Annotated in this window: 17 protein-coding genes; 3 read left to right on the top strand and 14 right to left on the bottom strand. The window is 71.2% G+C overall.

Going from position 1 to position 23,851, the window contains the following annotated elements; translation table 11 throughout:
- Nucleotides 1-1,050 precede the first annotated feature (1,050 nt).
- The 3 genes from IPG72_11565 to IPG72_11555 all read right to left on the bottom strand — a co-directional run bounded on the left by IPG72_11565 (nt 1,051) and on the right by IPG72_11555 (nt 6,054).
- A complete protein-coding gene (locus IPG72_11565) occupies nt 1,051-1,395 on the bottom strand; it encodes a hypothetical protein (protein ID MBK6769623.1) in 345 nt (114 codons plus the stop codon).
- Between the two features lie 18 nt (nt 1,396-1,413).
- On the bottom strand, nt 1,414-4,587 hold the full coding sequence (locus tag IPG72_11560; GenBank protein ID MBK6769622.1) for an SUMF1/EgtB/PvdO family nonheme iron enzyme: 3,174 nt from the start codon (nt 4,585-4,587) through the stop codon (nt 1,414-1,416).
- Nucleotides 4,588-5,220: 633 nt separating this feature from the next.
- The gene (locus tag IPG72_11555; protein ID MBK6769621.1) at nt 5,221-6,054 is read right to left on the bottom strand and encodes a site-specific DNA-methyltransferase; all 834 of its coding nucleotides are present in this window, start codon (nt 6,052-6,054) and stop codon (nt 5,221-5,223) included.
- 324 nt (nt 6,055-6,378) lie between these two features.
- On the opposite strand from IPG72_11555, the gene IPG72_11550 reads away from it, so the two are divergent.
- Both IPG72_11550 and IPG72_11545 read left to right on the top strand, forming a co-directional pair.
- On the top strand, nt 6,379-7,968 hold the full coding sequence (locus IPG72_11550; GenBank protein MBK6769620.1) for a carboxypeptidase regulatory-like domain-containing protein: 1,590 nt from the start codon (nt 6,379-6,381) through the stop codon (nt 7,966-7,968).
- A 188-nt stretch (nt 7,969-8,156) separates the two neighbouring features.
- A complete protein-coding gene (locus IPG72_11545; protein MBK6769619.1) occupies nt 8,157-9,014 on the top strand; it encodes a cytochrome c oxidase assembly protein in 858 nt (285 codons plus the stop codon).
- Here IPG72_11545 and IPG72_11540 read toward each other — a convergent pair.
- The 3 genes from IPG72_11540 to IPG72_11530 form a co-directional block, all read right to left on the bottom strand.
- Nucleotides 8,986-10,704 carry a cbb3-type cytochrome c oxidase subunit I gene (locus tag IPG72_11540; GenBank protein MBK6769618.1) on the bottom strand — a complete coding sequence of 573 codons (1,719 nt, stop codon included), beginning with the start codon at nt 10,702-10,704 and terminating at the stop codon, nt 8,986-8,988. The genes IPG72_11545 and IPG72_11540 overlap by 29 nt on opposite strands.
- A gap of 17 nt (nt 10,705-10,721) precedes the next feature.
- Nucleotides 10,722-11,264, bottom strand: a complete 543-nt coding sequence (locus IPG72_11535; GenBank protein ID MBK6769617.1) for a cytochrome C oxidase subunit II — start codon at nt 11,262-11,264, stop codon at nt 10,722-10,724.
- A gap of 124 nt (nt 11,265-11,388) precedes the next feature.
- The gene (locus IPG72_11530) at nt 11,389-11,553 is read right to left on the bottom strand and encodes a hypothetical protein (GenBank protein ID MBK6769616.1); all 165 of its coding nucleotides are present in this window, start codon (nt 11,551-11,553) and stop codon (nt 11,389-11,391) included.
- A gap of 155 nt (nt 11,554-11,708) precedes the next feature.
- On the opposite strand from IPG72_11530, the gene IPG72_11525 reads away from it, so the two are divergent.
- Nucleotides 11,709-13,292, top strand: coding sequence for a lipase maturation factor family protein (locus IPG72_11525; protein MBK6769615.1), 1,584 nt, complete (start codon nt 11,709-11,711; stop codon nt 13,290-13,292).
- A gap of 93 nt (nt 13,293-13,385) precedes the next feature.
- Here the strand turns inward: IPG72_11525 and IPG72_11520 are convergent, their stop codons facing one another.
- The 8 genes from IPG72_11520 to IPG72_11485 all read right to left on the bottom strand — a co-directional run bounded on the left by IPG72_11520 (nt 13,386) and on the right by IPG72_11485 (nt 23,799).
- Nucleotides 13,386-13,544 (bottom strand): hypothetical protein, encoded by a 159-nt coding sequence (locus IPG72_11520; protein ID MBK6769614.1) that lies wholly within the window; start codon nt 13,542-13,544, stop codon nt 13,386-13,388.
- Nucleotides 13,545-13,679: 135 nt separating this feature from the next.
- A complete protein-coding gene (locus IPG72_11515) occupies nt 13,680-14,135 on the bottom strand; it encodes an MOSC domain-containing protein (GenBank protein ID MBK6769613.1) in 456 nt (151 codons plus the stop codon).
- Between the two features lie 56 nt (nt 14,136-14,191).
- Nucleotides 14,192-15,502 carry an FAD-dependent monooxygenase gene (locus tag IPG72_11510; protein ID MBK6769612.1) on the bottom strand — a complete coding sequence of 437 codons (1,311 nt, stop codon included), beginning with the start codon at nt 15,500-15,502 and terminating at the stop codon, nt 14,192-14,194.
- The gene (locus IPG72_11505) at nt 15,499-16,287 is read right to left on the bottom strand and encodes a methyltransferase domain-containing protein (GenBank protein ID MBK6769611.1); all 789 of its coding nucleotides are present in this window, start codon (nt 16,285-16,287) and stop codon (nt 15,499-15,501) included. Before IPG72_11505 ends, IPG72_11510 begins: the two co-directional genes overlap by 4 nt.
- A complete protein-coding gene (locus tag IPG72_11500) occupies nt 16,284-17,510 on the bottom strand; it encodes a type III polyketide synthase (protein ID MBK6769610.1) in 1,227 nt (408 codons plus the stop codon). Before IPG72_11500 ends, IPG72_11505 begins: the two co-directional genes overlap by 4 nt.
- Before the next feature lie 148 nt (nt 17,511-17,658).
- Complete coding sequence (locus IPG72_11495) at nt 17,659-20,079, bottom strand: ATP-binding protein (protein MBK6769609.1); 2,421 nt, start codon at nt 20,077-20,079, stop codon at nt 17,659-17,661.
- Between the two features lie 79 nt (nt 20,080-20,158).
- Nucleotides 20,159-22,399, bottom strand: coding sequence for a hypothetical protein (locus IPG72_11490; GenBank protein ID MBK6769608.1), 2,241 nt, complete (start codon nt 22,397-22,399; stop codon nt 20,159-20,161).
- A gap of 494 nt (nt 22,400-22,893) precedes the next feature.
- A complete protein-coding gene (locus IPG72_11485) occupies nt 22,894-23,799 on the bottom strand; it encodes a nucleotidyltransferase domain-containing protein (GenBank protein MBK6769607.1) in 906 nt (301 codons plus the stop codon).
- Nucleotides 23,800-23,851 lie beyond the last annotated feature (52 nt).

Here is a 23,851-nt window from a genome sequence, read left to right as displayed (position 1 = left end):
CTAGAGTGGTGGCGCTATCAGATAGATCGACCTAAATGACCGGTTCACGAGCATGCACTTGTAGCATACGAAATTGAAAAGGGGCGGTGATGGCTGGGGATGGCAAGAGGACATGCCATCCCCAGCGAATCAGTCCGCTACAGTGTGGCGACCAGACGCATCACCAAGCACCGAGGTGTCGTCGCGCAATTCGAAACTATGGACAAGTCGGTGCCAGTGTTTGACACCCCGTGCCGGATGGCAAGTGCATATTCAGATTCGTTATCAGCTTTGCCGGATTCGGCGGTTGGGGCTGTGCTGGCGACTGCGGATCAGGCGGAACTGCGACGATGTCCGAGTAGTACGTACATCCATTCGTCGTGAACTCCACGAAGTAGCACTTGCTGGCAGACGCGTAGAATCCAAATGTCCCGGACTGTGTCAGCGACATGCTGTTGCCCGGCTGAGCCCCGGGGCTCGGCGCCACGACTGTAGCTGAACCGGCTTCCGACGCCGTGTGCCAACTCCATGCACCTGTATGATTGTCCACCGTGTAACACTTACCAGACGCTGGCGAATCACCATTTGGGTTCGTGAATCCGGCAGTCCATCCCTGCACCTCTCTCAACGTCACGGTCTGGCCCTTGTAGGTGTTGTTCTTGCAGGTTGGAGTGCCTCCCTCTATCAGCGGCTGGTCGATAATCCCGCTTGGGTCGCCAAGCTGCAGGATTCTTCCTTGATAGCATCCGATGTAGGCAACGAGCATTCCTCGCGACCCGTCCCGTTGCTGAACCTGGCCGTCGCTCGTGCGACAGGAACGCCGAATGCGAAGCTCCATCCATGCGCCCGTCGCACAGAGGTCCATGAGGTCATTCATTTCGTGCTGCGTGTCGCCAAGCACTACCTCGTAACCCGGACCGGAGAGGCTCATTTGTTCATCGTACTCGATGCCGCGTGCTGGCTTCACGTGAAGTTCAATCTTGGCAAGCGTCTCAGATGTCGTGCATCGCTCGTTTGCCTGACTGCTCGTTACCCGGACCGTAATCGGGCTGACAGAAGACACCGTTCCCGTCATTGTCTCGGTCGTCGATACCGGAGGGGCGTTTCAACGGCACCTATCTCGGTTGGTATTGGCGTCTCGTCAAACTTCTCGATGTCATCGACAAAGAACCTAGCCTCGACCACCCCTTCTCCCAGATCGGTGATCGCCCCACCGTTGCCGAAGATGATATCGATCGCACGTTCGCGACCAGGTTCGGGACCAGGAGTCTCGTCCACAACGTTAGACGATTCTATCGGAGGACGCACTAATGCCAAGCGCTGACAGATAATGATCCCTGCCGCAACTAGCAGCACGGCAAGAAATGCTGCTGCAATTGCGCAGATGATCGAGGGCGAAGACCTTTGGTCAGACATCGTGCAGCTCCTGGGTGTTCAGCGTATTGTGAAACGAAAGCCACCGTCACGTGAATAGATGGCGGCGTGGACTCCAAACCGACACGTCGTTCTGGCCTCGCGAATGCCATACATCCAGCTCCCACCTCGCCGGACGCGCTGAGCGCACACGTTCGAAGAGCATTCGTGATGCAACGAATATGGATATGCGAGGTATGCGGACGATGTCCACTCACCGACATTACCTGCCAGGTCACTGATGCCTGATGGTGTGTCACCGAAGGAGAACACGCCGATCGGTGAAAGCGATCGTAAGTGACTCTCAACGGTGTTGCACGGCGACCCGTACGATAATCCCCGGAAGGGAAGTGAGCGCGCGTCAGACCCGCGCGCCGCCGCCTCCCATTCGACCTCGGTCGGCAATGCGCATTGATCGCCAGACTGATGGCTCAGCCAGTTGCAGTAGGCGGCAGCCTCATACCAACAGATACCGACGACGGGAAGTGATGACGCAGTTCCCATGCCAACGCTGGACATGCGCGGTGCGCGAAATCGGACGTCCGGATAGAGCGCAAGTAGATATGCCGGTAGTTCAGCCACGTCGACGTCGAGCTGCGACCGCCACTTGTCGTAGAGCCGCGCCTCCATCATTCCGCGCCTAGCTTGCTCCTCCAGAAGGCCTGGCTGCTGTCGGTACTGTGCGAGGACGTCCATGATGTTGAAACGAACGCCCTCTCCCGTCCCCTCCCCCCGCCTCCACGCCCGCGCCGCCTCCGTATCCCACCACCGCTCATCCTCGTACCCCCCCGCCTCCATGAACAGCGCATACTCCGCCCGCGTCACCGGGAACTGGGCGATCTTGAACGATTCGAGCGTCACCTGGTGCTCCGGCGCCTCCTCCGGATAGATGCTCCCATCGCTCCCGATCGTGTACGTGCCGGCCGGGATCTCGATGAACGGCGGCAGGAGGTAGGCGTGCCCCTCCGGCCCGACACCTCGGGTGAACCGCGGATCGCCCAGCTCACCGAGGGCGAGGCCGGCGGCGATGCGGACGCGAAGGTCCACCTCCGGGTTGCGGGAGGTCTCGACGAGGCGCCAGCGGAGGGACTCCTTGACGACCTCCGAGACGCCGCACGCCGCCTGCGCCGCGGCACGGCCGGCCAGCACCGGGTTGCGCTCCGCCAAGTCCGGGATCAGGACGTCCGGCGTGCGCGTGAGGACGGCGGCCATCAGCACCGTCTGGTCCCACACCGTGCCGGGCGGCGGCGGCAGCGGGTCGGCGATCGCCAGGCCGGCGATCGTCTCGTCGAGGCTCGGTTGGATCTCGTCGGCGCGGGTGGCCACGCGGACGCGATCGACATCGGGCGTGGCGGCGAACATGCGCGCCGCGAAGTACTCCTGGATCAGCTGGTGGTGGAAGAGCACCTCTTCGCCCGATCCGTCCTCGTCCAGCACGCCGAGGTCGATCCCTGCCCGCAGCACCGCGTCGGCGCACGGGAGCACACGCGTGTCCATCAGCGCCCGGGCGTGCCCGTAGCCGATGCGCACGTGCGCCCCCTCGACCCCGCCGCGGCCGGCCTGCATCCCGTAGGCCAGGCGGGCGAGGGATGGGATCAGGCGGCCCTCGTCCGGCAGGGCGTGCGGGTTGGCCCAGGCGCGCCCTTGGACGAGCCGGCGGCGGTCCCGCTCCGTCAGCAGGTCGTCCGCCAGGAAGCGCACGTTCTCGCTCTTTATCTCGCGGTGCAGCGCCGCCCGGACCAGCGACGTGAACAGCGTCACCGGGTCGGCGTTCGGGTCGCCGCCGCCCTCGATGTGGTGGATGAGCAGGCGCAGCTGGAATGGCGTCCGGAACAGGTCGCGCCGCCCGCCCATCGCCAGACCGTCGTCGATCACCGCGGCCAGCTGGGGGTTGTACTTCTGGACGAACTCGGCCAGCTGGTCGTCGTCGAGCGGCTGGATCTCGAGCTGCGGGACACGAAGCGTCGGCGTCGAGAGCTGCGCGCTGTAGTCCAGACGGCGGCAGGCCACGAGGGCGCGGTTGCCGGGTCGGCCGGCGATCATCGCGTGCAGATAGGTCTTCCACACCCCGATCCGCTCGCGGTTGTCGGCGTCGGAGGTGTGCGGCATCTCGTTGAGGCCGTCGAGCAGCAGGAGCACACGGCCGTCGGCCACCAGATCGTCCAACGGCGGCAGCAGCGGGTAGCGGCGCGACCACCGGTCGGCGAGCCACACCGCCGGCGGGGGTGGGATGGCGCCGAGGGCGTCGGCACGGTAGTCGGACAGCGGCGCATAGAACGGCACGCGTCCGGAATCGCCCGGCGCCTCCAGTGCCGCAGCCGCCGCCTTCAGCTCGAGGTGGCGCAGCAGTGTGCTCTTCCCGCTGCCGGGCGCGCCGAGCAGCACGAGCACCGGGTCGGTGGTTCGGTCGAGCGCCTTGACCAGGTCGGGGTAGCGCTCGACCTCGGCCCGCCAGCGCCCGTCGGCGGCATCCTCGCCCTGATCCAGCAGCAACGTCAGCTCGACGCAGCGGAAGAACAACGCGTCGGGCGCGTCGGACCACGCCAGCACCCGGCTGGCCTGGTAGTCGATGAGGTCGACGATCGGCGCGTCCGCACGCACCCCTTCGGCCAGCGGCAGCTGCGCCAGCGCCGCAAGGCCGTCGCGCCGAACGGTCTCGATCACCCAGCGCCGAAGGGACATCTCGTCGCCGAGCACGGGCAGCGGCACGGCGCGCTTGGCCTCCTCGGCCAGCGCCACGCGCTCGTGGAAGATCAGGCGTTCGGCGATCAGCTGGCAGCCGTCGTCGCCTCGGCGGTGGATCGTGCGCTTGGAGTACGCGCTGATCGTCTGGATGTCAATCGACGGCATCCGCGACGGGCAGACCCAGCGATGGTAGACGACGCTCCACGCCTCGCGCTCGCCGTCGCGGGCGGTGAAGTCCGCCTGCAGCCCGGCGACGACAGCGTCGATCGGCTGTGGACCGTCGGGCACGTCGGCGCCGCGGTGGCCGGTCAGGTTGCGCAGGACCAAGTCCCGCAGCACCGCCGCCAGCGTGCGGCCGACGTCGCCGGCGCTGCCCGCCAGCGGGTCCTCGGCGCGCCGTTGGCGGACAACGGCCAAGCTGCAAAACGGGTGTTCCGCCAGCGCACGCGGATTGTCGAGGCGGCGCAGCGCCTGCTCGACGAGCTGTGGCGTGATGACGGCTTCGGTCATTTCGGTCGGCAGCTCGTGCGTCGGGACGCGTGGCAGTGGGACACGGTGTGGCGGGTCACGGTGCAGTGGATCATCGGGCAGTGGATCATGGTGCAGTGGGACTGGAAGCTGCACCGCAGTAAACACTGTTTCAGGCGGGAAAAGCAAATGATCGAGGTGCCGACCGGAGGCGGTTGGGACGACGGGCCGCATCGCCGATTGCCCACGGCGCGGCGACGGTGTGGGCCGGCGGCGCGCGACCGGGTCGGTCGCGGTCGGAAGGAGCACCGTCGTCGCGTCGTGGGCAGCCGAAATGCTGAGGGAACGGGTCTCCTGCGCGTACGCAATCAAGGATTCGGACGATGGCCCACGCCGTATCGTCGGCGTGCGCCCAACACATACTCGTCGGTCGCATTGCTCTGACTGTGGATCCTGTCGAACGGCTCGAACGGCGCGCACGATGCGTGATGGACGCACGGGAGCGACCTGCCGAAGATGGCCCATCGATCCTTCCCTCGCTCCATGCCGCCCGGATCGGCGCCCGCGCCCGCGCTCGGTTGCGCGGTGGTGCCATTGTCCGGTTATGGCGGGGGCGATGGAAGGGGCATAGGGGTCACAAAGGGGTCACGCCGGGGCGCGGCCAAGGCGCCGCGATCAGCCGCGCTCCACCGTCGGTTCATACGCCGCCAGCCGCCGCGCCATCACTTCGACGGCGTCCGGGTTGTTGTCCACGAGCACGAAGTCACACCCGTGCTTGGCCGCCGCTTCGCCCAGCGTGCCGCTGCCGGCGAAGAAGTCGAGGCAGACATCGCCCGGTCGGCTGTGCACCTTCACGATCCGTTCCAGGATCGCCAGCGGCTTCTGCGTGGCGTAGCCCGTCTTCTCGCGCCCGTTCGTGCTGACGATCGTCTGCCACCACACGTCGGTGGGCGTCTTGCCGCGCGCCGCCTTCTCTGGACCGACCATGCCGGGGGCCAGATAGGGGATCCGGTCCATACGCCCGTACTCGAACGTGTAGGCTTCGGGGTCCATCACGTACCACAGGATGTTGTCGTGTTTGGCCGGCCAGCGGCGCTTGGAGCGCGCGCCGTAGTCGTAGGCCCAGATGATCTCGTTCATGAAGCATTCGCGCGTGAACAAGGCGTCCATCAGCACTTTGGCGTAGTGGACCTCGCGGTAGTCCATGTGCAGGAAGAAGCTGCCGGTCGGCTTCAGCACGCGCCGTCCTTCCTTCAAGCGCGGTGCGATGAAGCTCGGGAAATCCTCGAAGCGGTCGTCGTAGCCGCTCACGCCGAGCGACTCCGTGCGATAGCGCCGCCCCTGGAAGCCGGTCCGGTCGCCGCCGTCGTCGTCCCGCACCGTGCGCAGGCGCGTTCGCGTCTGGCGGTGGCCCGTGTTGAACGGCGGGTCGATATAGATCAGGTCGATCGAGGCGCTCGGCAGCGTCGCCAGCACCGCCAGGTTGTCGCCCAGGATGATCCGTCCCACGGGACACCGCCCTCCGAGGTCGCCGCATGCCGCCGTCAGGCGACGGTCGGGGCGCGACGATATTAATACGGAACGGCGGAATCGCGCGGCGGCGACGTGACTTATCCCGTTCGAGCGACGTTAGGCCGGGTAAGCAATGCCGTCATGGGCGCGGCCGATCGCCTGGGGCCGAGGCCCCAGGCTCGTCCATGCCGCAGCCCGCTGTCGCGGGCTGCGGCCAGCGCGAGAACGAGTCCCCGTCGGGGACTTCGTCATGAACGAGCCCGACCCTTCAGGGCCGGGCGGTCGCTGCCTCGTTCCGTTCCCACACCCCGGGAGGCTCCGATGTCCATCCTCACCCACCCAACCCGCCGCACCGCCGCGCTCCTCGCCGTCGCCTTGCTGGCCGTCCTCACCGGCGGCCGCGTCGGCGCCCAGGACCGCGGCGGCGCGAACACGCCGCGCGAGCCCGAGGTCTGCGTCGGCGCCGGAACCGCGCTGGCCGTGCTCTCGCCGGGCAGCGCGATCGCCGACGTGATCACGCCGCGGACGACGAGCCGCGGTGCGACCGTCGGATCGGCCGCCGGCCCGACGAAGATCGTGCTGACCAAGCCCGGCCTGGTCGGCGCCTGCGCCGACTTCCGCGGCTACTGGACCGACGGTGCTTCGGGCGCCGAGGATGCGACGCTGCGGCTGATGGCCGTCGGCGCCGACGGCGCCGAGACCGAGGTGGCCATCCAGAACGTGGCCGACACCCGGACCGGGCCGGCCCTGCGCGACGCGCGCCTGCGCGCCGCCACCCGCGTCGAGGCGCCCGGCCCGTCGCGGTTCGTCGCGGTCCTCACCGTGAGCGCCACGCCGGACGGTGGTGCGCCGGCGGTGCGGACCGTGCGGCTGCCGATCGACGTCGACCTTCGCCTGCCGGGCGCGATCGAGGGCCGCGTCCTTGGCGCGGACGGCCAGCCGCTGGCCGGCGCGCTCGTGCGGGCGCAACAGATCGCCGTCGCCCGGCCGCTCGGGCTGCCGTTCGATCCGCCATCCACCGACGCCGCGCTCCAAGCGGATCGCGGCCAGAACGCCGGCGGCGCCGCGACCGACGCCGACGGGCGCTATCGGCTCCCGGTCATGCCCGGCAACTGGGCCGTTCGCGTCGACGCGGCCCGGCACAAGGTCCAGTGGTTCGAAGGCGCCGCCGCCCAGCGCGACGCGAAACCGGTCACCGTCGCCGCCGGGGCCACGGTGGCATCCATCGACTTCCAGCTTGTCGCCGCCGACCCGACCCCGACGCCGGTGCCCATGGCCGCCGTCAGCGGCATCGTCCGCGGCGCCGACGGCCTGCCGCTCGAGGGCGCCGTCGTGCGCGCCATCCGCGCCGCCAACAGCACGATCGGCGACCGGTCCAGCACCGGGGCCGGCGGAACGCGCACCGGCGCCGACGGCAGCTACGTGCTGAAGGTGCCGGTCGGCGCCTGGCTCGTCGCCGCCGAGGCGGACGGCCACGTCCGGCAGTACTGGGACCACCAGGTCGAGTCGCGAACCGCGACGGTGGTGACGCTGGCGCTGGATGAAGTGCGTCCGGGGATCGACTTCGACCTGGCGCACAAGCCGCAAGCGACGATCCGGGGCACGGTCCTCCAGGCCGACGGCACCGCCGCCGCCGGGGCGCGCGTGATGGCGGTGCGCCGCGACGGACCGACGGACCGCAACGGGCAGTTGCCGACGACCGGCCCGAAGGTCGAGACGAACGCGCAAGGCGAGTTCGTCCTGTCCGTCGAGCCGGGCACGTACGCCGTGGGCGCGTCGCCGAAGGCGGATCGATCCAGCACGCCGCCGGTGTGGCGATGGTGGGACGGCAAGGGGGCGATCGCGGATGCCGATCTCCTCGCGCTTGCGGACGGGGCGGTGCGGGAGGGGGTTCGGATCGGGCTGCAGTAGGGGCAAAGGGTTGGGGGCGAAACGGTGCTGTCGCGGCGAGTCGCGTGCCGTTTAACGGGCCAGGCTCGGCCCTGGCGTCGCCGCCAGGGCCTTCGGCCGGTGCCCCACGCAGCTGGCCCCCCACCAGCCTGACCCACCCCCTCACTGCCGACCATCCCCCATGCCCGCCCTCCCCTCCCCATGTCCCCGTGCCTGGCGAGTCCGCCGCGGCGCTGTGGCGTTTCGAGCCGGGGCTGACGCTCGTCCTCGTCGCCTTCGCGCTCGGCTACGCCCTCGCCCTCGTCGCGGCGCGCCGGCGCGGCCGGCCGGCGCACGGTCCGTGGCGCACGGCCGCGTTCTTCGGCGGGCTGCTGGCGGTGACGACGGCGCTGGCCGGGCCGCTGGACGCGTTCAACGACGAGAGCTTCCTCGTCCACATGCTCCAACACCTCGTCCTCATGCAGCTCGCCGCGCCGCTGCTCGTGCTCGGACGGCCGGTCCATCTGCTCGTCCGGGCGCTGCCGCCGCGCCGATTGGTCGGCGTGCTCCGGGCGACAGTGGGGCGCCGCTGGCTGCGGCGGGCGCTCGACGGCCTGTGCCATCCGGTGACCGTCGCCGTGCTCTGGAACGTCAGCCTCGGGCTGTGGCACGTGCCGCGGTTCTACGAGGCCGCACTGGCCGACCCGCTGATCCACGACCTCGAGCACGTCGCGTTCTTCGCGCCGTCGCTGCTGTTCTGGTGGATCGTCATCGACCCGCTGCCGGCGCACCACAAGGCGTCACCGCACGCCGCGTTCGGCATGGCGTTCGCGAACTGCATGGGCGGCGGGCTCGTGGCGGCGGCGCTGTTGTTCAGCCCGCGCGTCCTCTATCCGAGCTACCTCGCCGCCGAGGCCGCCGGCCGGCCGTGGGGTCTTGACCCGTTGGCCGACCAGCGGCTCGGCGGCGTCGTCATGTGGCTGACCGGCGCGCTGTTCTTCGGGACGATGTTCCGCGCCATCTGGCCGAGCCGTCACACGGCGCCGGCGCGCCGCCTCGTCAGCGAATCCCCCACTGGATCGAGCTGAACTCGTACCACGACACGGCATAGAGCACGACGAAGAGCGCCAGCCACGTCATCGCCAGCGTCATCGTGCCGGGCGCCTCGAAGCCGCGGCCCACATGGGGCGCCGCGGGGGCGGGCGGGGCGAACGCGCCGGCGTCGACGTGGCCGATGTTCGGGACGTCGTTCCGCTTCCCGAGGAACACCGTGCCGGCGGCGACGACCACGTACATCGTCCCGCCGACGATCGCGATCGTCGCGCCGAGGGCCGTGATTGCCAGCGCCATGTGGATGCGCGGGGCGTCGAACGTGCCGGCGGCGAACTTGTAGGCGGAGAGGCTGATGTCCCAGTGCCGGCGCGGGACGCCCCAGTGGCCGGCCAGGCCCATCGCGATGCCGAAGATCAGCATGCCGGTCGTGAAGATGTAGGGCTGCACCTTGGCCCAGCCGGGCAGGAAGAGGTCGCGCCGCGTGATCAGCGGCACGAGGTAGTAGCTGATCCCCATGAACGCCAGCGTCGTGCCGGCGACGACGGTCATGTGGAAGTGGGCCGGGACGATCAGCGTGTTGTGCGCGATCAGGTTCAGCTGGATGCCGCCCATGATCACGCCGCTGATCCCGCCGAGCACGCCGAACATCATGAAGCTGAGCGCGAACGCGCTGAAGCCGGGCGAGCCCCACGGCGCCTTGCGGAGCCAGGCGAACAGGCTGCCGGTGTGGCCCTTCTCGCGCTGGGCGACCTCGACGGAGGCGGGGATCGTGAACGCGTGGATCATGCTGCCCATGACGGCGGCGTACAGGAAATAGCTGGTGTTGATGCCGCGCGCCCAGTGGCTCAGGCCCGGGTCGACCAGGATGTGGTGCATCGACCCCATCTGAATGAAGAGCACGTAGAGCAGGAACGCCAACCGGCTCAGCCCCTCGTTGATCGGCCGCGCGCCGACCATCAGGCTGGCCAGGCCGTACCAGATCGCCACCATCGCCGCCAGGTTCACCTGCTGCGCGCCGTGGCCGAAGCCCCAGAAGAGCAGCCGGTAGACGCCCGGGTCGGCCTGCTCGATCACGCCGAGGCGCGCGAGCCAGGCCGGGATGAGCGCCGCGGTGCCGCTGGCGAGCGTGAACAGCGCCAGGATGGCGGCCACGACGAGGCCGAACGTGAACAGCGGCAGCGTACGGATGTGGCCGGTGATCCGGGCGCGGGTGATCTGGATGAGGAAATGGATCACCGCGATGAGCGCCCCGACGGCGAACACGAGGATGAACAGGTAGAACCAGTGGGTCGCCTCGAGCGGCGGGTAGGCCGTGAACATCACGGTGGCGTGGCCCGACAGGACGACGACCGCCGCCGCGACGGACCCGAAGAGCATCATCCCGTAGGCCAGCCAGCCGACCTTGGGGGCGACCATCGGCTGGTTCAGCAGGATCGTGCCGCCGAAGATCAGCCCGGCGACCTCGAAGAACAGGATCCAGAACACCAGCATCGCCGCGCCGTGGGCGCTGACGAGGCGGTAGAACCATTCCGGGCTGCTGATCAGCTGGACGGCCGGCCAGCGCGTGAGCGCGATGAGGAGCGCCATCACGCCGCCCGTCGCCAGCCAGAGCACCGCCGTCACCGCGTTGACGATGATCAGCCGCTCCGACGAGCGGTCCACGAAGAGGCCGGTGACCCCGCAGGTCCGGCCGAGGGCAGTCCCAAGTGTGCCACTGAGCGCCATGTTCGTCTCCGGGTGCGTCACGGCACGACGGCGATCTGGCCGACCATCAGGTGGTGGCCGATGCCGCAGTACTCGTTGCAGACGATCGTGTACTCGCCGTCCTGCTTGGGCGTCAGCGTGATCGCGCTGACGTAGCCCGGCAGGACTTGGAAGTTGATGTTGTCGGGCTGGATCGAGAGGCCGTGCTGGACGTCGCTGGACGACAGGAGCAGCCGGTACGTCTCGCCCTTCTTCAGGCGCAGCGCCGGCGTGAACTGGAAGCGCTCGCCCAGCAGGTAGACGTCGCCCGGCGGCGGGGCCACGAGCGGGCGGCCCTCCAGATCGCCGACCTGATGCGCGGCGATCGAGGCGTCGACGGCGGCCTTGAACGTGGCCGGGTCGGTGCGATAGGACGAGAACGTCAGCTGCTGGTCGCCGATCGCCGGCCAGATGACGAAGATCATCAGGAACATCGCCAGCGCCCAGACGAGGACGACCATGAACCACAACCGTTCGTCGCGGCCCAACGGCGACCACCACCGGGCGCCGGGCGCGACGAGCGTGCTCGATCGCTCGATCATCGATTGCTCTCCAGTTTTCGGGTTGGATGCGGGCAGGGCATGGGCCGTCGGGTTGAAACCGAACGGCGCCACCGCCATCGTCGGCGCGGATCGGACGGCGCCATGCGCGACGCCATCGACGGGCCTACGGCTTGAACAGCGGCAGGCTGGCCAGCTCGATGAGGCCCCAGACGATGTAGAACAGCGTCGGGACCACCAGGCCGAACATCGTCAGCAGGAACACGTCGTCCAGCACGGCCTGCTGCCAGGGCGCGGCGGGCGAGGGCTCCGGCGGGTGTCCGTCGGTCATCGCGGCATCTCCTTGTGCGGATTGCGGGCGCTGCTCCCGGGTCGAGGTTAACACCGTTCCGCGCGCCGCACAAACGCCTCGCCGCGGCCCGGGATTGTCGCCGCCGGCACCCCGGGGTATCGTCGCGTGCGATGATGCCGACCGCGCCAGCACCCATGTCGATCGAGCGCAGCGCCGCCTGGCTCGTGCGCGGCATCGGCCTCGTGTATGCCGCCGCCGGCGCGTCGCTGTGGGTGCAGGTCATCGGCCTCGTCGGCGCGCGCGGCGTCCTGCCGATCGCCGAGCGGGCGGGCCAGGCAACGGCGTCGTTCGGCGCGTGGTGGGCGCAGCCGTCGCTGCTCTGGCTTTGGCCGACGGACGGGGCGCTGCACACGGCGTGTGCGGCGGTCGTCGTGGCGGGCATCGTGCTCGCGCTGGCGCCATGGGACCGGCCGCGGGCCGGCGGTCGAGCGGGCGGGCGACGGTGGAGCCAGCCGTGGGCACCGACGTGGGCACCGACGTGGGTCCCCGCGGCCGCCGCGGTCGTCGCGTGGGCGGGCTACCTGTCGCTCGTCGGCGCGGGCGACGTGTTCCTCGGCTACCAGTGGGACGGGCTGCTGTGCGAGGCCGGGTTCCTGGCGATCTGGCTGGCAGCGGCGCTACGCCACGACTTCGGTGCGGCGACGGATGCCGGTGGCACCGGTCGTTCGATCCGCCGAATTCCGTCCCGCCCGCCGTCCCGCCGGACGACCCGCCGGATGATCTGGCTCTGCCGCCTCCTCGTCGCCCGCCTGATGTTCGCCAGCGGCCTCGTCAAGCTGCGCGGCGACGTCGTCTGGCGCGACCTCTCGGCGCTGTCGCACCACTTCATGACGCAGCCGCTGCCGACGCGCGCGGCGTGGTTTGCCCACCACCTGCCGCCGGACGCGCTGCGGGCGATGACGGCCGGTGCGCTGGCGATCGAGCTCGGCGCACCGCTGCTCGTCTTCGGCCCGCGGCGGGCGAGGCGCACCGCGGCGTGGCTGTTCATCGCGCTGCAGTTGGCGATCGGGCTCACCGGCAACTACGGCTTCTTCAACGTGCTGACGGTGGTGCTGTGCATGTCGTTGCTGGGCGATGCCTCCCCGGCGCAACCGACCGCGGGCGCCGCGCCGACCGCCGCGCCGACCGCCGCGCCGACTTGGCCCGCCCGCATCGGCCGCGCCCTCCAGACCGCCGTCGTCGTCACCGTCCTGTGGCTGACGATCACCCCGCTTGCCCTCGCTGCGGGCTGGCGGCCGTCGTCGCCCGCCGCCGCGCCGGTCGTGGTGCCGTACGTCCTCCTTGCCCCGTGGCGGATCGTGAACCCGTACGGCCTGTTCGCCGATATGACGACGGCGCGGCCGGAGATCGTGATCGAGGGCACGCTCGACGGGCATACGTGGCGGCCGTACCCCTTGCGCTGGCTGCCGAGCGACGTGCACCGGGCGCCGCGCCTGGCCGGGCCGCACATGCCGCGGTTGGACTGGCAGCTCTGGTTCGCCGCGCTGGAGGTGGGCGCGGGCGGCGAGGCGCCGGTATGGCTCGGCCGGTTCCTTGAGGCGCTGAAGCGGGGCGACGCGTCCGTCGTGGCCCTCGTGGCGTCCGATCCGTTCGACGGCCGCCGGCCTATGGCGGTGCGCGCCGTCCTCGTCGACGACCGGTTCAGCGACGCGGCGGTGCGGCGGCGGACGGGCGCGTGGTGGGTTCGGAGTGGGGGGCGGGTCGTTGTGGAGCGTTAACGGATGCGGCCGACGGGGCAGTTCGCCGCGCCGGCCGCATGTGTACGGTGTGAGCCCACGGTTCGGTGAGCCCACAACTCGGTCAACCCTCGATCAGCCGTTCGCCCCGCCGTCGATGACGAAGCTGAGCGGCGTCGGCACGTCGATGCCGAGGGTGTGTGCGGTGTACAGGAGGGCGAAGGCCACCGCAAGGCCGAACATGAACGTCGCACCGATCAGCCACAATGCCCGCAGGCGCATCCCAAGTTCCATCGTCCAAACCTCCAAGCCGAAAAGGGGAAAAAGCGTCGAATCGAACCGCAAGAGACACAACTGTCGTGTCTTCGTGGAACAAGACGCCGCTCGCGGCGAGGAGGTACGCGGGATTCCCGCATTCTTACCAAACGCTTACCTTTCGCTGACGGACACCTCGACCCAGCCGACCGGATCGCCAACGCTGAGCGTGCCGCTGTCCAGGACTTCGCCGTACGCACCGGCACGCCAGTCCGGGTCGAGCGCCTGGCGGAGCCCGTTGTGCATCTGGTCCATCAGGGCGCACGGGCGGGTCTCGCCGTGGATCCGGACACGGACGTTGCCGATCGCAAGCACCCGCCCATTGCTGTGCGCCAGGTCGATGCCGCGCACGAGCAGGTTCGCCCGGCGCGCCGATGGGTCGACGGGCGCGCCGAGGTCGGCCGTCGTGGCGTCCCAGGCGGCGCGCGAGATGATCGTCACCTGGCGCCGCCCGCCCTGGTCGGCGTTGCCGGCCAGGCCGACGCCGGCGATCGCATCGGCGGTGGTCGCGGGGTCCATCGTGCCGCCGGCGGCACGCTTGATCCAGATCGATTCGAGCGTTGGCGGCATTGTATGGCCTCCTGTCATCGTTCGGCCTCCTCTTGTCGGCGTTGCGCGCGTCGATTCTAGCCGCGCGTGGCGCGCGCGAGCCATGCCGCGGCACCGGGCGTGGCGGCGACGAGCCGTGCGGCGGGCTCGGCGGCGCGCGCCGAGAGGAGCACGGGCTGCAGCGCCAGCGCCAGGCGCATCCGCCCGCCGAAGGCACGCCGCCACGCGCCGTTCCATGCGGCGGCAAGGTGCGCGCGGTCGTCGTCGTCCAGCCGCGACCCGGCGCCCGGCAACGCGTGCACGATGAGGTCGGCCAAGCGCACCGCGCCGCCGAGCGCCATCGCCTGCCCGTCGCCGGCCAGCGGGGCGATCATGCCGGCGGCGTCGCCGGCGAACAGCGCCAGCGCGTTGCCGCGATCCTTGAAGTGCAGCGACACCTGTGCCACGGCGTGCACGGTGTCGTCGGCCGGGGCGAGCCCTTGGAGGCGGGCGGCAAGGGCTGGGTTCGCCCGGCCGGCGGCGGCGAGGACGGTCGGCCAGGCCGCGTCGGCCAGCGGCGCGACGAAGCGGCGGTGGAGGAGGAGGCACGCGTTCACCGCGCCGGTCTCGATCGGCGCCAGCCCGCAGTAGCCGCCGTCGAAGACGTGCATCTCGACGGAACCGGCCAGAGCAGCGAAGGTCGCGCGGCCGACGTCGTCGTCCGTCGCCCGGAGGTGGCGCTTCAGGGCGAGGAACGGTGTCGTCCGGCGGAAGAACGGGCGGTCGAGCGATCGGTCGAGGCGGTCGCGGCGGCCGTGGGCGCAGACGACGAGGGTGGCGCGCACCGTGCCGCCGACGCCGGGCGCGCCGGCCGCCGGCGTGAAGTGGATGACGCGCGTGCCGTCGGCCGCGGCGCGCACGGCCGTGGCAACGGCCCCCTCGCGCACGCGGGCGCCGCACGCGCGGGCGTTGGCCGCCAGGGCGGCGTCGAGGGCGAGGCGGCTGAGGCCCCACGCGGCGCCGGGCAGCGGGACGGCGAGCGCGAAGCCGCTGGGCGTCGTGAAGCGGGCGTGGGTCAGCGCGGGCGGGGCGAGGGCGGCGAGGTCGTCCCGGCAGCCGATCGTCCGGAGCGCCTCCTGGGCTTCCGGGCTCAGGAACTCGCCGCACAGCTTGTCGCGCGGGAAGCGGTCGCGCTCGAGGACGACGACGTCGAGACCGTGCCGGGCGAGCAGGGCGGCCAGCGACGCACCGGCCGGGCCGGCGCCGACGATGGCGACGTCGGCGGTGCCGGCCTCGCCCGCGCACGCGGCGTCGTCATCGCCGGCAACCGTGCCCGCGCCCTCGCCCCCGACATTGCCGCTGTCGTCACCGCGCGCCGCGACGCCGGCGCAGCGCGTCGTACGGGTCACCGCCCGGCCGTGCGCGCTGCCGTGCCCCGCTTGTCCGCGACGAGCTGCCAGCGGAACAGCGGCCACCACCGCAGGCGCGTGCGGTCCATCGGCCAGCCGGCGCGGGCGGCCAGTGCGCGCAGTTCGGCGCGGCGGAAGCCGCGCAGGACGCTCACCGGGCCGTCGTGGCGGACCATGCGGTTGCGGAAGAAGATGGCGGCGAGGGCGCGGAAGCCCCAGTAGGCCACCGGGTGGCGGTGGAGATCGTTCACGACGACGCCGACCTCGGCGAGGGCGTACATCCTGGCCAGCGCCCGGACCGCATCGTCGTCGCGGAAGTGGTGCAGGACCATCGCGGCGTGCACGACGTCGAACCGGGCGCCGGGGGCGTCGGCGTCGAGCGCGAGGAGGTCGGCCTGCACGGCGTTGAGCGACGGGTGGGCGGCGCTGTGGCGCTGGGCGTATGCGACGGTGTGCGCGGCGAGGTCGATCGCCGTGACGTGCAGCACGGTGCCGCGCGCGGCGCACGCTTCGATCAGGCGCCGCGGGGTGTCGGCGGCGCCGGTGCCGACGTCGAGGAGGTGGGCGGTGCGGGGGAGAACGGATGGGTGGGGCGCCTCACCCCCAAGCAACCCCAGCACCCCCGCCACGCTCGGCGCATACCCCCCGAGCAGCCGGTTGACCCGGGTCAGCTGCCGGAGCGCCGCCTCGAGCTCCGGCCCGCCGATGGACGGATCGTCCATCCACTCGTCGGCCGTGCTGCGGCGCGCGAAGCGGCTGGGCCGGGGGGCCGCCGGCGCCTTCACGGCGTGGCGCGGAGCACCGCGCCCTCGAGGCTGAGCCCGGGGCCGAAGCCGAGGGCGACGATGTCGCGGCCGACGATGTCGCGGCCGTCGGATCCCACGCGAACGGGGGCGACGACGCCAAGGCGTTCGGCGGGCGAGCCGTCGCCTACGTCCGAACTGCCGGAGCGCAGTCGGTCCAGCTCGCGCTGCAGGACGAAGAGGATCGTCGCGCTGGACATGTTGCCGTGGTCGCGCAGCACGCCGTAGGCCGAGGCCAGGTCGGGCTCGTCGAGCTCGAGCGCCCGGCCGATGCCCTCGACGATCCGGCGGCCGCCCGGGTGGATCGCCCAGCCGGCGACGCGGTCGAGGTCGGTCCGGCTGCGGTGGAGGAGCGATTGGACGAACGGGTGGATCGCGCGGGCGAGCGTGTCCGGGACGGCGTCGGTCAACGTCATCACGAAGCCGTGGTCGCCGATCCGCCAGCCCATCTGGTCGAGGCTGTCGTCGTGGACGGTGCTGAACGTGCCGAGGAGCGCGGCGTGCCCGCCCGGCCGTGCGCCGTCGGCCGCCCAGACGGCGGCGGAGGCGCCGTCGGCGAACAGGCAGTTCGCGATGAGCGTCTCGGAGGCGTCGTCGCGCTGGAAGTGGAGGCTGCAAAGCTCCACACAGATCTGGAGGACGACCGCGTCGGCGTTCGAGCGCACGATGTCATCCGCCGTCCGCAGGCCGTTGAACGCGGCGTTGCAGCCCATGAAGCCGATGACGGTGCGCGCGGTGTTCGGCGCGAGGCCGAGGCGGCGCAAGAGGAGGACGTCGGGTCCGGGGGCGAAGAACCCGGTGCACGTGCTGATGACCAGATGGGTGACGTCGCGCGCTGTCATCGACGCGTCGGCGAGCGCCTGCTGCGCGGCCCGGGCGCCGAGTTCGACGCTGGCCTCGCGGTAGACGACCATCCGCTCGGCCGTCGTCGGGAACGGGTCGAGCGCCCAATTGGGTGGGAAGAACGTGAACGCGGCCGGATCGTCGCACGCGTAGTCGGCCAGGACGCTGTGGCGGCGGGCGATGCCGCTCTCGGCGTAGAGGCGGCGGATCAGGCGGGCGCTGCGTACGGGGCGATTGCCGTTCGCCGGGCCGGCGGCGGCGACGACGCGGGCCATGAACGTGCCGACATCGGCTTGCGCGGCGCTGTGCGGAGGCGTGGCGGTGCCGAGGCCGTAGAGCCGTGTGGTTACCCCCGTGCCCATCGGCCGCCCCCTCGGTCATCGATCACGGTTGTGTAGGGGCACGGCATGCCCCTACACAGCGTCCGGGCGATGGCGCGTCGCACGTCGTTGTCGGGCGTCCGGGCGATGGCGCGCCGCATGTTGTCGTCGGGCGCGGTGACGATGTCCGTCACATCCCCCACGCCAAAGCGCACGCCCGCACCACGACGTTCGCCTTCGTCGGCCTGAGGCTGACGGTCTCGATCTCGACGGCCGCCGGGTCGATCCGGGCCTCGATCGCCGCGATGTCGTCCTGGAACGACCGGTCGAGCGCCTCGATCTGCTCCTTCGCCGCCGCGACGTCCTCCTTGGCGCGCGAGACGTCCTCGCGCTCGCGCATCCCGCGCGAGACGCCGCGGGCGGCCTCCTTGGCCATGCCGAGGACGGTGCGGCGGCCCAAGACGGCGCCGAGGATCGTGCCGGCCAGGCCGGTGCTCGCGTCCGTCTGCTCTTTGTCGACGCGCTGCTCCGCCTTGCGCAGTCGCTCCTCGAGCAGGCGCATCTTCGGGCCGTACTTGGCCTTCAGCGCATCCGTCTGCCGGTCGCGCTCCTCGCGGGACGCCTCGCCCAGCCGCACCCGGAAGGCGCGCTCGTCCTCGTCGGGGCGGGCGTAGGTCTCGAGTTCGGGGCAGTAGAGGACGGGCAGTTCGCTGTTCGCGTACAGCCACTCCGCCAGATCCTTGCCCCAGTCCTTGTAGTTCCGGGCCTGCACTGCGGGCGATGGCAGCTCCGCGAACGGGATGCCCGGCATCGGCTGGGCCTCGAGGTCGTCCAAGCGCAGGCTCGTCGAGGTCGAGGTTTCCCAGCTCACCGGCACGCTCGTGTCGTCGATCGGCGCGAGCAGGACGTGCTCGCGCGTCACGTCCACGCCCGTCTTGCGGTCGGCGAAGCGCACCGTGGCCACGCCGAGGGCGTGTGCGCGGTACGGTGTGCGGGCGACGACGGGGCCGGGGCGGGGCACGAAGTAGACCGGGACGTCGGGCGGCAGGACGGGGGCGAGGCCGGCGGGGTCGTCGGCGGACAGGGCGAAGGGCACGGCGGCGCCGTGGGCGGACGACGGCGCGGCGGGCGACGTGCGCGCCGACGCTGCCGTGGCGGCGAACGTCGGCGCGGGTGCGGCCGCCGGCGTGGGCTTGCGGCCGGCCATCAGGCGCTTGATCTGGTCGCGCGCCAGCGGGCCGCGCAGGTAGCTCATCGCCCAGCGCGTCGTGAAGATGACGGGCGCGTTCTCGTGAACGTTGTTCATCAGGAAGACGCGCTTGCCGAGGCCGGCGAGCGTCTCCTCCATCTCGGCGCGGTCGAACCGGCCGGCGCCGGCGGCGGCGCCCTCGAGGCCGTCGAGGATCCGCTGCTTGTCGCGGTCCGTCTGGAGGCGGCCGATCAGCCAGGTGCCGATGTTGGACAGGCCCTTGTAGTCCAGGTCGACCGGGTTCTGTGTGGCCAGGACGATGCCGAGGCCGAAGGCGCGGGCCTGCTTGAGAAGGGCAAGGAGCGGCGTCTTGCTCGGCGGGTTGGCGGTGGGGGGGAAGAAACCGAAGATCTCGTCCATGTAGAGGATCGCGCGCAGGGAGGTTGTGCCGCTTTGCAGGCGCACCCAGCCGAGGACCTCGTTCAGGAGGAGCGAGACGAAGAACATCCGCTCGGCGTCCGACAGGTGGCTGATCGTCAGGATGGCGGCGCGTGGGCGGCCGGCGGGGTCGTGGAGGAGTTGGTCGATGTCGAGCGCCTCGCCGGACAGCCAGACGTCGAAGCCCGGCGCGGCGAGCAGGTTGTTCAGGCGCATCGCCAGCTCGTGGCGGTCATCGGGCGCGTAGAACGCGTCCGTGGCCAAGGCGCCGACGGTGGCGAACGGCGGTCGCTGGATCAGGCCGATCAGTTCGGCCAAGCCGACGTCCCGACCCGCGCGCCAGGCGTCCTCGAAGATCCGGGCGACGAGGATGTGCTCGCGGCTGCGCAGCGGGTCGGCGTCGATTCCGAGGAGTGAGAGGAGGCTGGTGGCGGTGGTCGTGACCCGCTCGCGGAGGAGGTCGGCGTCGTCGACGAGCGCGGGGGGCGGTGCGCCGAAGCTCTTGAGGATCGAGATCGGGATGCCGGCGCTCGAGCCCGGCGTGTAGATCGCGATGTCGGCCCTCCGGCGCAGCTGGGCGATGCGGGCGCCGTCCTGGCCCCAGTCGGCTAAGCCCTTTTGCCAAAGCGATGCCTGCTGCGCGGCGAACTCGCCGACGCTCACGCCGGCCGTCACGGCGTCGTCCGGGTTGACCCAGGGCTCGAAGTCCGCCGGGCGAAGTTCCGGGAACGTGAGCATGAGGTTCGTCAGATCGCCCTTGGGGTCGATGATGAGCGCCGGCACGCCGTCGAGCAGCGCCTCCTCGATCAGGCTGATGCACAGCCCGGTCTTGCCGCTGCCCGTCATGCCGATGCACAGGGCGTGCGTCGTGAGGTCGTTCGCGTCGTAGAGCAGGAGCTCGTCCGTTGCCTTCTTGGCCGTCATGTCGTACGTCCGGCCGAGGTAGAACGTGCCGAGCTTCTCGAAGTCGGCGGGGGAGGGCATGGCGGGGCTCCTGGGTGGCTGGCGGGGCGGGTTCGATTATGCCATCGGCGGGGAGGGGGGCGGGCACGGGGACCTGCCCCTACCGGGACCATTCCCATCGTACGGCGTGGCCTTCGATCGGGATCGTCGCCTCGATCCGGCGCACCCGCGCCGGGTCGATCTTCGCAACGCCGACGCCGGACTTCGTCACGTCGATGGACCACGGGCCGTCGACGGCGTCCACCGGCACCGTCCAGCGCTCCGGCATGTCCGCCTCGCCCGCCCAGACGGCGAGGACGACGATGTCGCCGGCGGTGCGGCCCGTGATCCGGCCGGTGGCTGGGTCGAACGATGCGGCGAGGGGCAGCACGCGCAGCGACGTCGACCACGACCCCAGCGTCAACGTGACGACGTCGCCGCCGGTCAGGACGCCCGTCGCGGCGGGCAGCGTCGCGGTGTAGCGGTCGCTCGCGTCGGCGGTCGTGGCCGCGCGGTCGGTGCCGCGGCGGACGACGACGGACGAGCCGCCGGCGGCCTGGCCCTTGACGGTCCGCGTGCCGATGCCGACCTCGATCGTCGGGCCGATCAAGCGGGCGCGGCGGAAGTGCCCGCCGGCCAGGCGTTCGACGACGTTCAGCTCGGTGCCCGGTCGCGGCAGCGCACCGTCGAGCCAGGCGGACTCGACGTGGTCGAAGAGATATGTGCCGTCCGCGCCGGCCGTTTCCATTGCGCCGAGCGGCGAGGTGCGCATCAGCTCGAGCGTCGTGCCCGGGGCGGCGGTGCCGTGGACCGATTCGTTGACCGGATCGACGGCGGCCGTCAGCCGGCCGACCTCGACCTCGGCCGGCACACCGTCGAGCGTTGCCCGCACGGTGTCGCCGCTCTGCGCGATGACCGGCGCGCCGGCGCCGTCGCGCAGGACGACCGACGCGATCTCGACCCACGGCTTCGAAGTGCGGCCCGTGGCGATCGTCCGGCCGGCGCGCACGAGTTCGAGGCGCGCGGCGGCAAAGTACAGCGCCTGCACGCCGACGACGGGATGGCCCGGCGCGACGTGGAGCATCGGAATCTGATAGCAGTAGAAGATCCGGTCACCGTCGGGGAAGTGGTTGGTGACGTAGTAGTGGGACGCGGGGTGGAGGGCGACGTCGGGGGTCACGGACCACCGCCCGTCGGCGCCGACGGCGCTGCGCGGCTCGTCGATCTCGCCGGGGTACCACGGATTCCAGAGGGTGATGTCGAGCGCCCCGCCGGCGAGGCCGATGCCGGCGAGCGTGCCGTGCTCGAGGTCGTGCACCGCGGTGAAGGCCGGGACGCGAAGGCTCAGCTTCGTCTCGCCGTCCTCGACCTCGACGAGATCGCCCGGGCGGGCAGGCGTGCGTTGGAAGGCGGCGTCGTGCGCCCAGACCGTCGCCCGGCCGGCGTAGTCCGCGACGCCGCTCCCTGTAGCGCGCACTTCGCCGTCCGTCCCGCGAAGCGTAACCGTGACGAGGGCGTTCGGGCGGACGTAGGCCGTCACATCGCCGGGGTGGAGCGAGACGCGCAGGAACGGCACGCGGCGCGGCGCGTGGAAACGGACGCCGCCGACGGTGACGGTGGTCTTGACCTCGTCGTCGCCGCGGAGCGCCACGCCGGCGCCCAGGCGGACGACGAACGATCCGTCGGCGCCGGCAACGGCCCGTGCGCTCCGCGGCGGCGGGGCGGTGGCGGCGTCGCCCGACGGCAGCGGCGTCGTGCGGGCGTAGGCGGCCTGCGCCGGGGGCAGGCCGCCGTCGGCGATGCCTTGGCGCGCGCCGGTGATCGCGACGTCCAGCAGCGCCCCGGCGGCCGTCGTGCCGCTGACGGCGTCCGTGCCCCGGCCGAAGCGGAGCGCGACGTCCGGGATCGTCCAGTCGTAGGTGCGGCCGCGGTCGGCGAGGTACAGCCGGTCGCCGCCGGTGGGTGCGACGTCGTCCCCCTGGGCGTCGAGGAGGGCCGTCGACCATGCGCCGCCTTGGCCGTCGACGCCGGCGGATGCGACCGCCCGCAACGCGCCGGCCTTCGAGCGCAGCGTGATGGACAGCGGGCCGACGGCGTCGGGCGGGAGGTGGCCGCTGATGGACGATTCGGCTTCGGTGACGGCGAGCGTTGCGCCCGCGTCGGACATGCGCTCCGCAGATCCGACGCCCATGCCGTCGCCGGCGCTCGATCCGTCGGACGCTTCGGACGCTTCGGATGCGTCGGATGCGTCGGATGCGGGGCTGGTCGGCGTCGGCCGGCACCCGGCCAGCGTTGTGCCGGCGAACGCCACAAGGGCCGCGGCCACGAGGGCGGCGGTGGTGCGGCGGAGGCGTGTCCTCATCGTCGACCTCATCGTGCGGGAGGCAAGGGCTTGAGTATAGGTCGAGGATGCCCAAGTCCGAGTGGGTGCCGGCGAGGGCTTCTGCGGTGAAGCGGTCCGACAGCCTCGATCAGTCCCCTATGTCGACCGTCGGCAGCATGGATGCGACGCCGCGGGCGTTTCCCACGCGAGGCCTGTTGCGAGGGGATCCGTGACGACCGTCGCGCCAAGCTGGCGTGGCGCCCGCCGGGCGCTGAGGTTGACGACAACGAGTCCGCCGCTGGACACGACCGCGATTGCTGCCCCAAGGCCGATGAACGCCGCACCAACTTTGCGAAGCGGCCGAGCGGGCGACAGGTGTCAGCAGGAGCAAGCCGGATGTCAGGGCGATCAGCGACAAAGGTCGGAGCCGTCGTGAAGCCACCATGATCCACCTCCATCGGTGCATCGGACAGTGCGATGTGAACGATGGGTTGCCGCAGGGCGGGTGAAGGGGACGATGGGCTTGCGACCTCTCAGCCGGCTCCGCTCCGCCGGACGGCGGCCGACGCGGCTTCCAGGTCGACCGCGTCGATGTCGACCTCTCGTGCCAACGCATGGAACCATCGGCACGCAGCGGGGTGCTTGTCGGCCAGATCGGCGAGGTCGCGGACCGCGAACAGATCGGCCAGCTGCGCGGCCTCGGCGGGCGGCAGGTCCGCGTGCAGGTAGCGGTTGCCGAAGTCGAACCGGAGCGGGCGGTGGCGGAGGCCGAGGAGGGTGACGAGCGGGCGCAGGGTGAGGCCGTGGTAGAAGGCAATGGCGTCGACCAGGCGGCCGCGGGCGATGTCCTTGACGACGAGCGGCTGGAAGAGATCGAAGCGGGCGACGGCGTCGTCGTAGGCGCGCCGCATGCGCGTGCGGTGGGCGTTCGCGTCGAATGGCGGCGGGGCGGTGTGCGGGGCGCCGGGGGCGCCGCGATCGAAGAGGACGCGGGCGTGGCCGTGCTGCTCCGGTGCGAGGAACCGCTCCGGCACGCCCGGGCGGACGACGACGAGATCCAGCATGACAAAGGGGCCGGCGGCGGCGACGCGGTAGAAGCGCTGGGCGTGGCCGTGCCAGGCGGGCTCGGGAACGTCGAAGCGATGCGTGATGCCGTCGCCGGCCGCAAGCGCGCGCTCGACGGCGTCGAAGATGGCGGTGCTGGTGGCGGGGTCGTCGTCGGCGGCCAGCAGCTGGACGTCGGCGTCCGACCAGCGGTCCGCGTTGCCCCACGCGGCCGAGCCGCCCTCCCACGCCGCCAGGACGTCCGGCCGATCGCGCACGGCGTCGACGACGGCGGCGACGAGGGAATTGCGGTCAAGGGCGTGGCTGGACTCGATCCCGGTGTAGGCGGCCGCGATGTCGTCCGGCTCCGATTCGAGCGCGCGCGTGTCCAGCATCACCAGACTCCGATCGTGGATCCGTGGATCCCGGTTCATCCGCCGCCGCAAC

It is taken from the genome of Candidatus Avedoeria danica, from assembly GCA_016703025.1.
Classification (GTDB): Bacteria; Chloroflexota; Anaerolineae; order Epilineales; family Epilineaceae; genus Avedoeria; species Avedoeria danica.
Note: the sequence above shows the minus strand (reverse complement) of the source record. Positions and strands in the feature narration are given on the sequence as shown.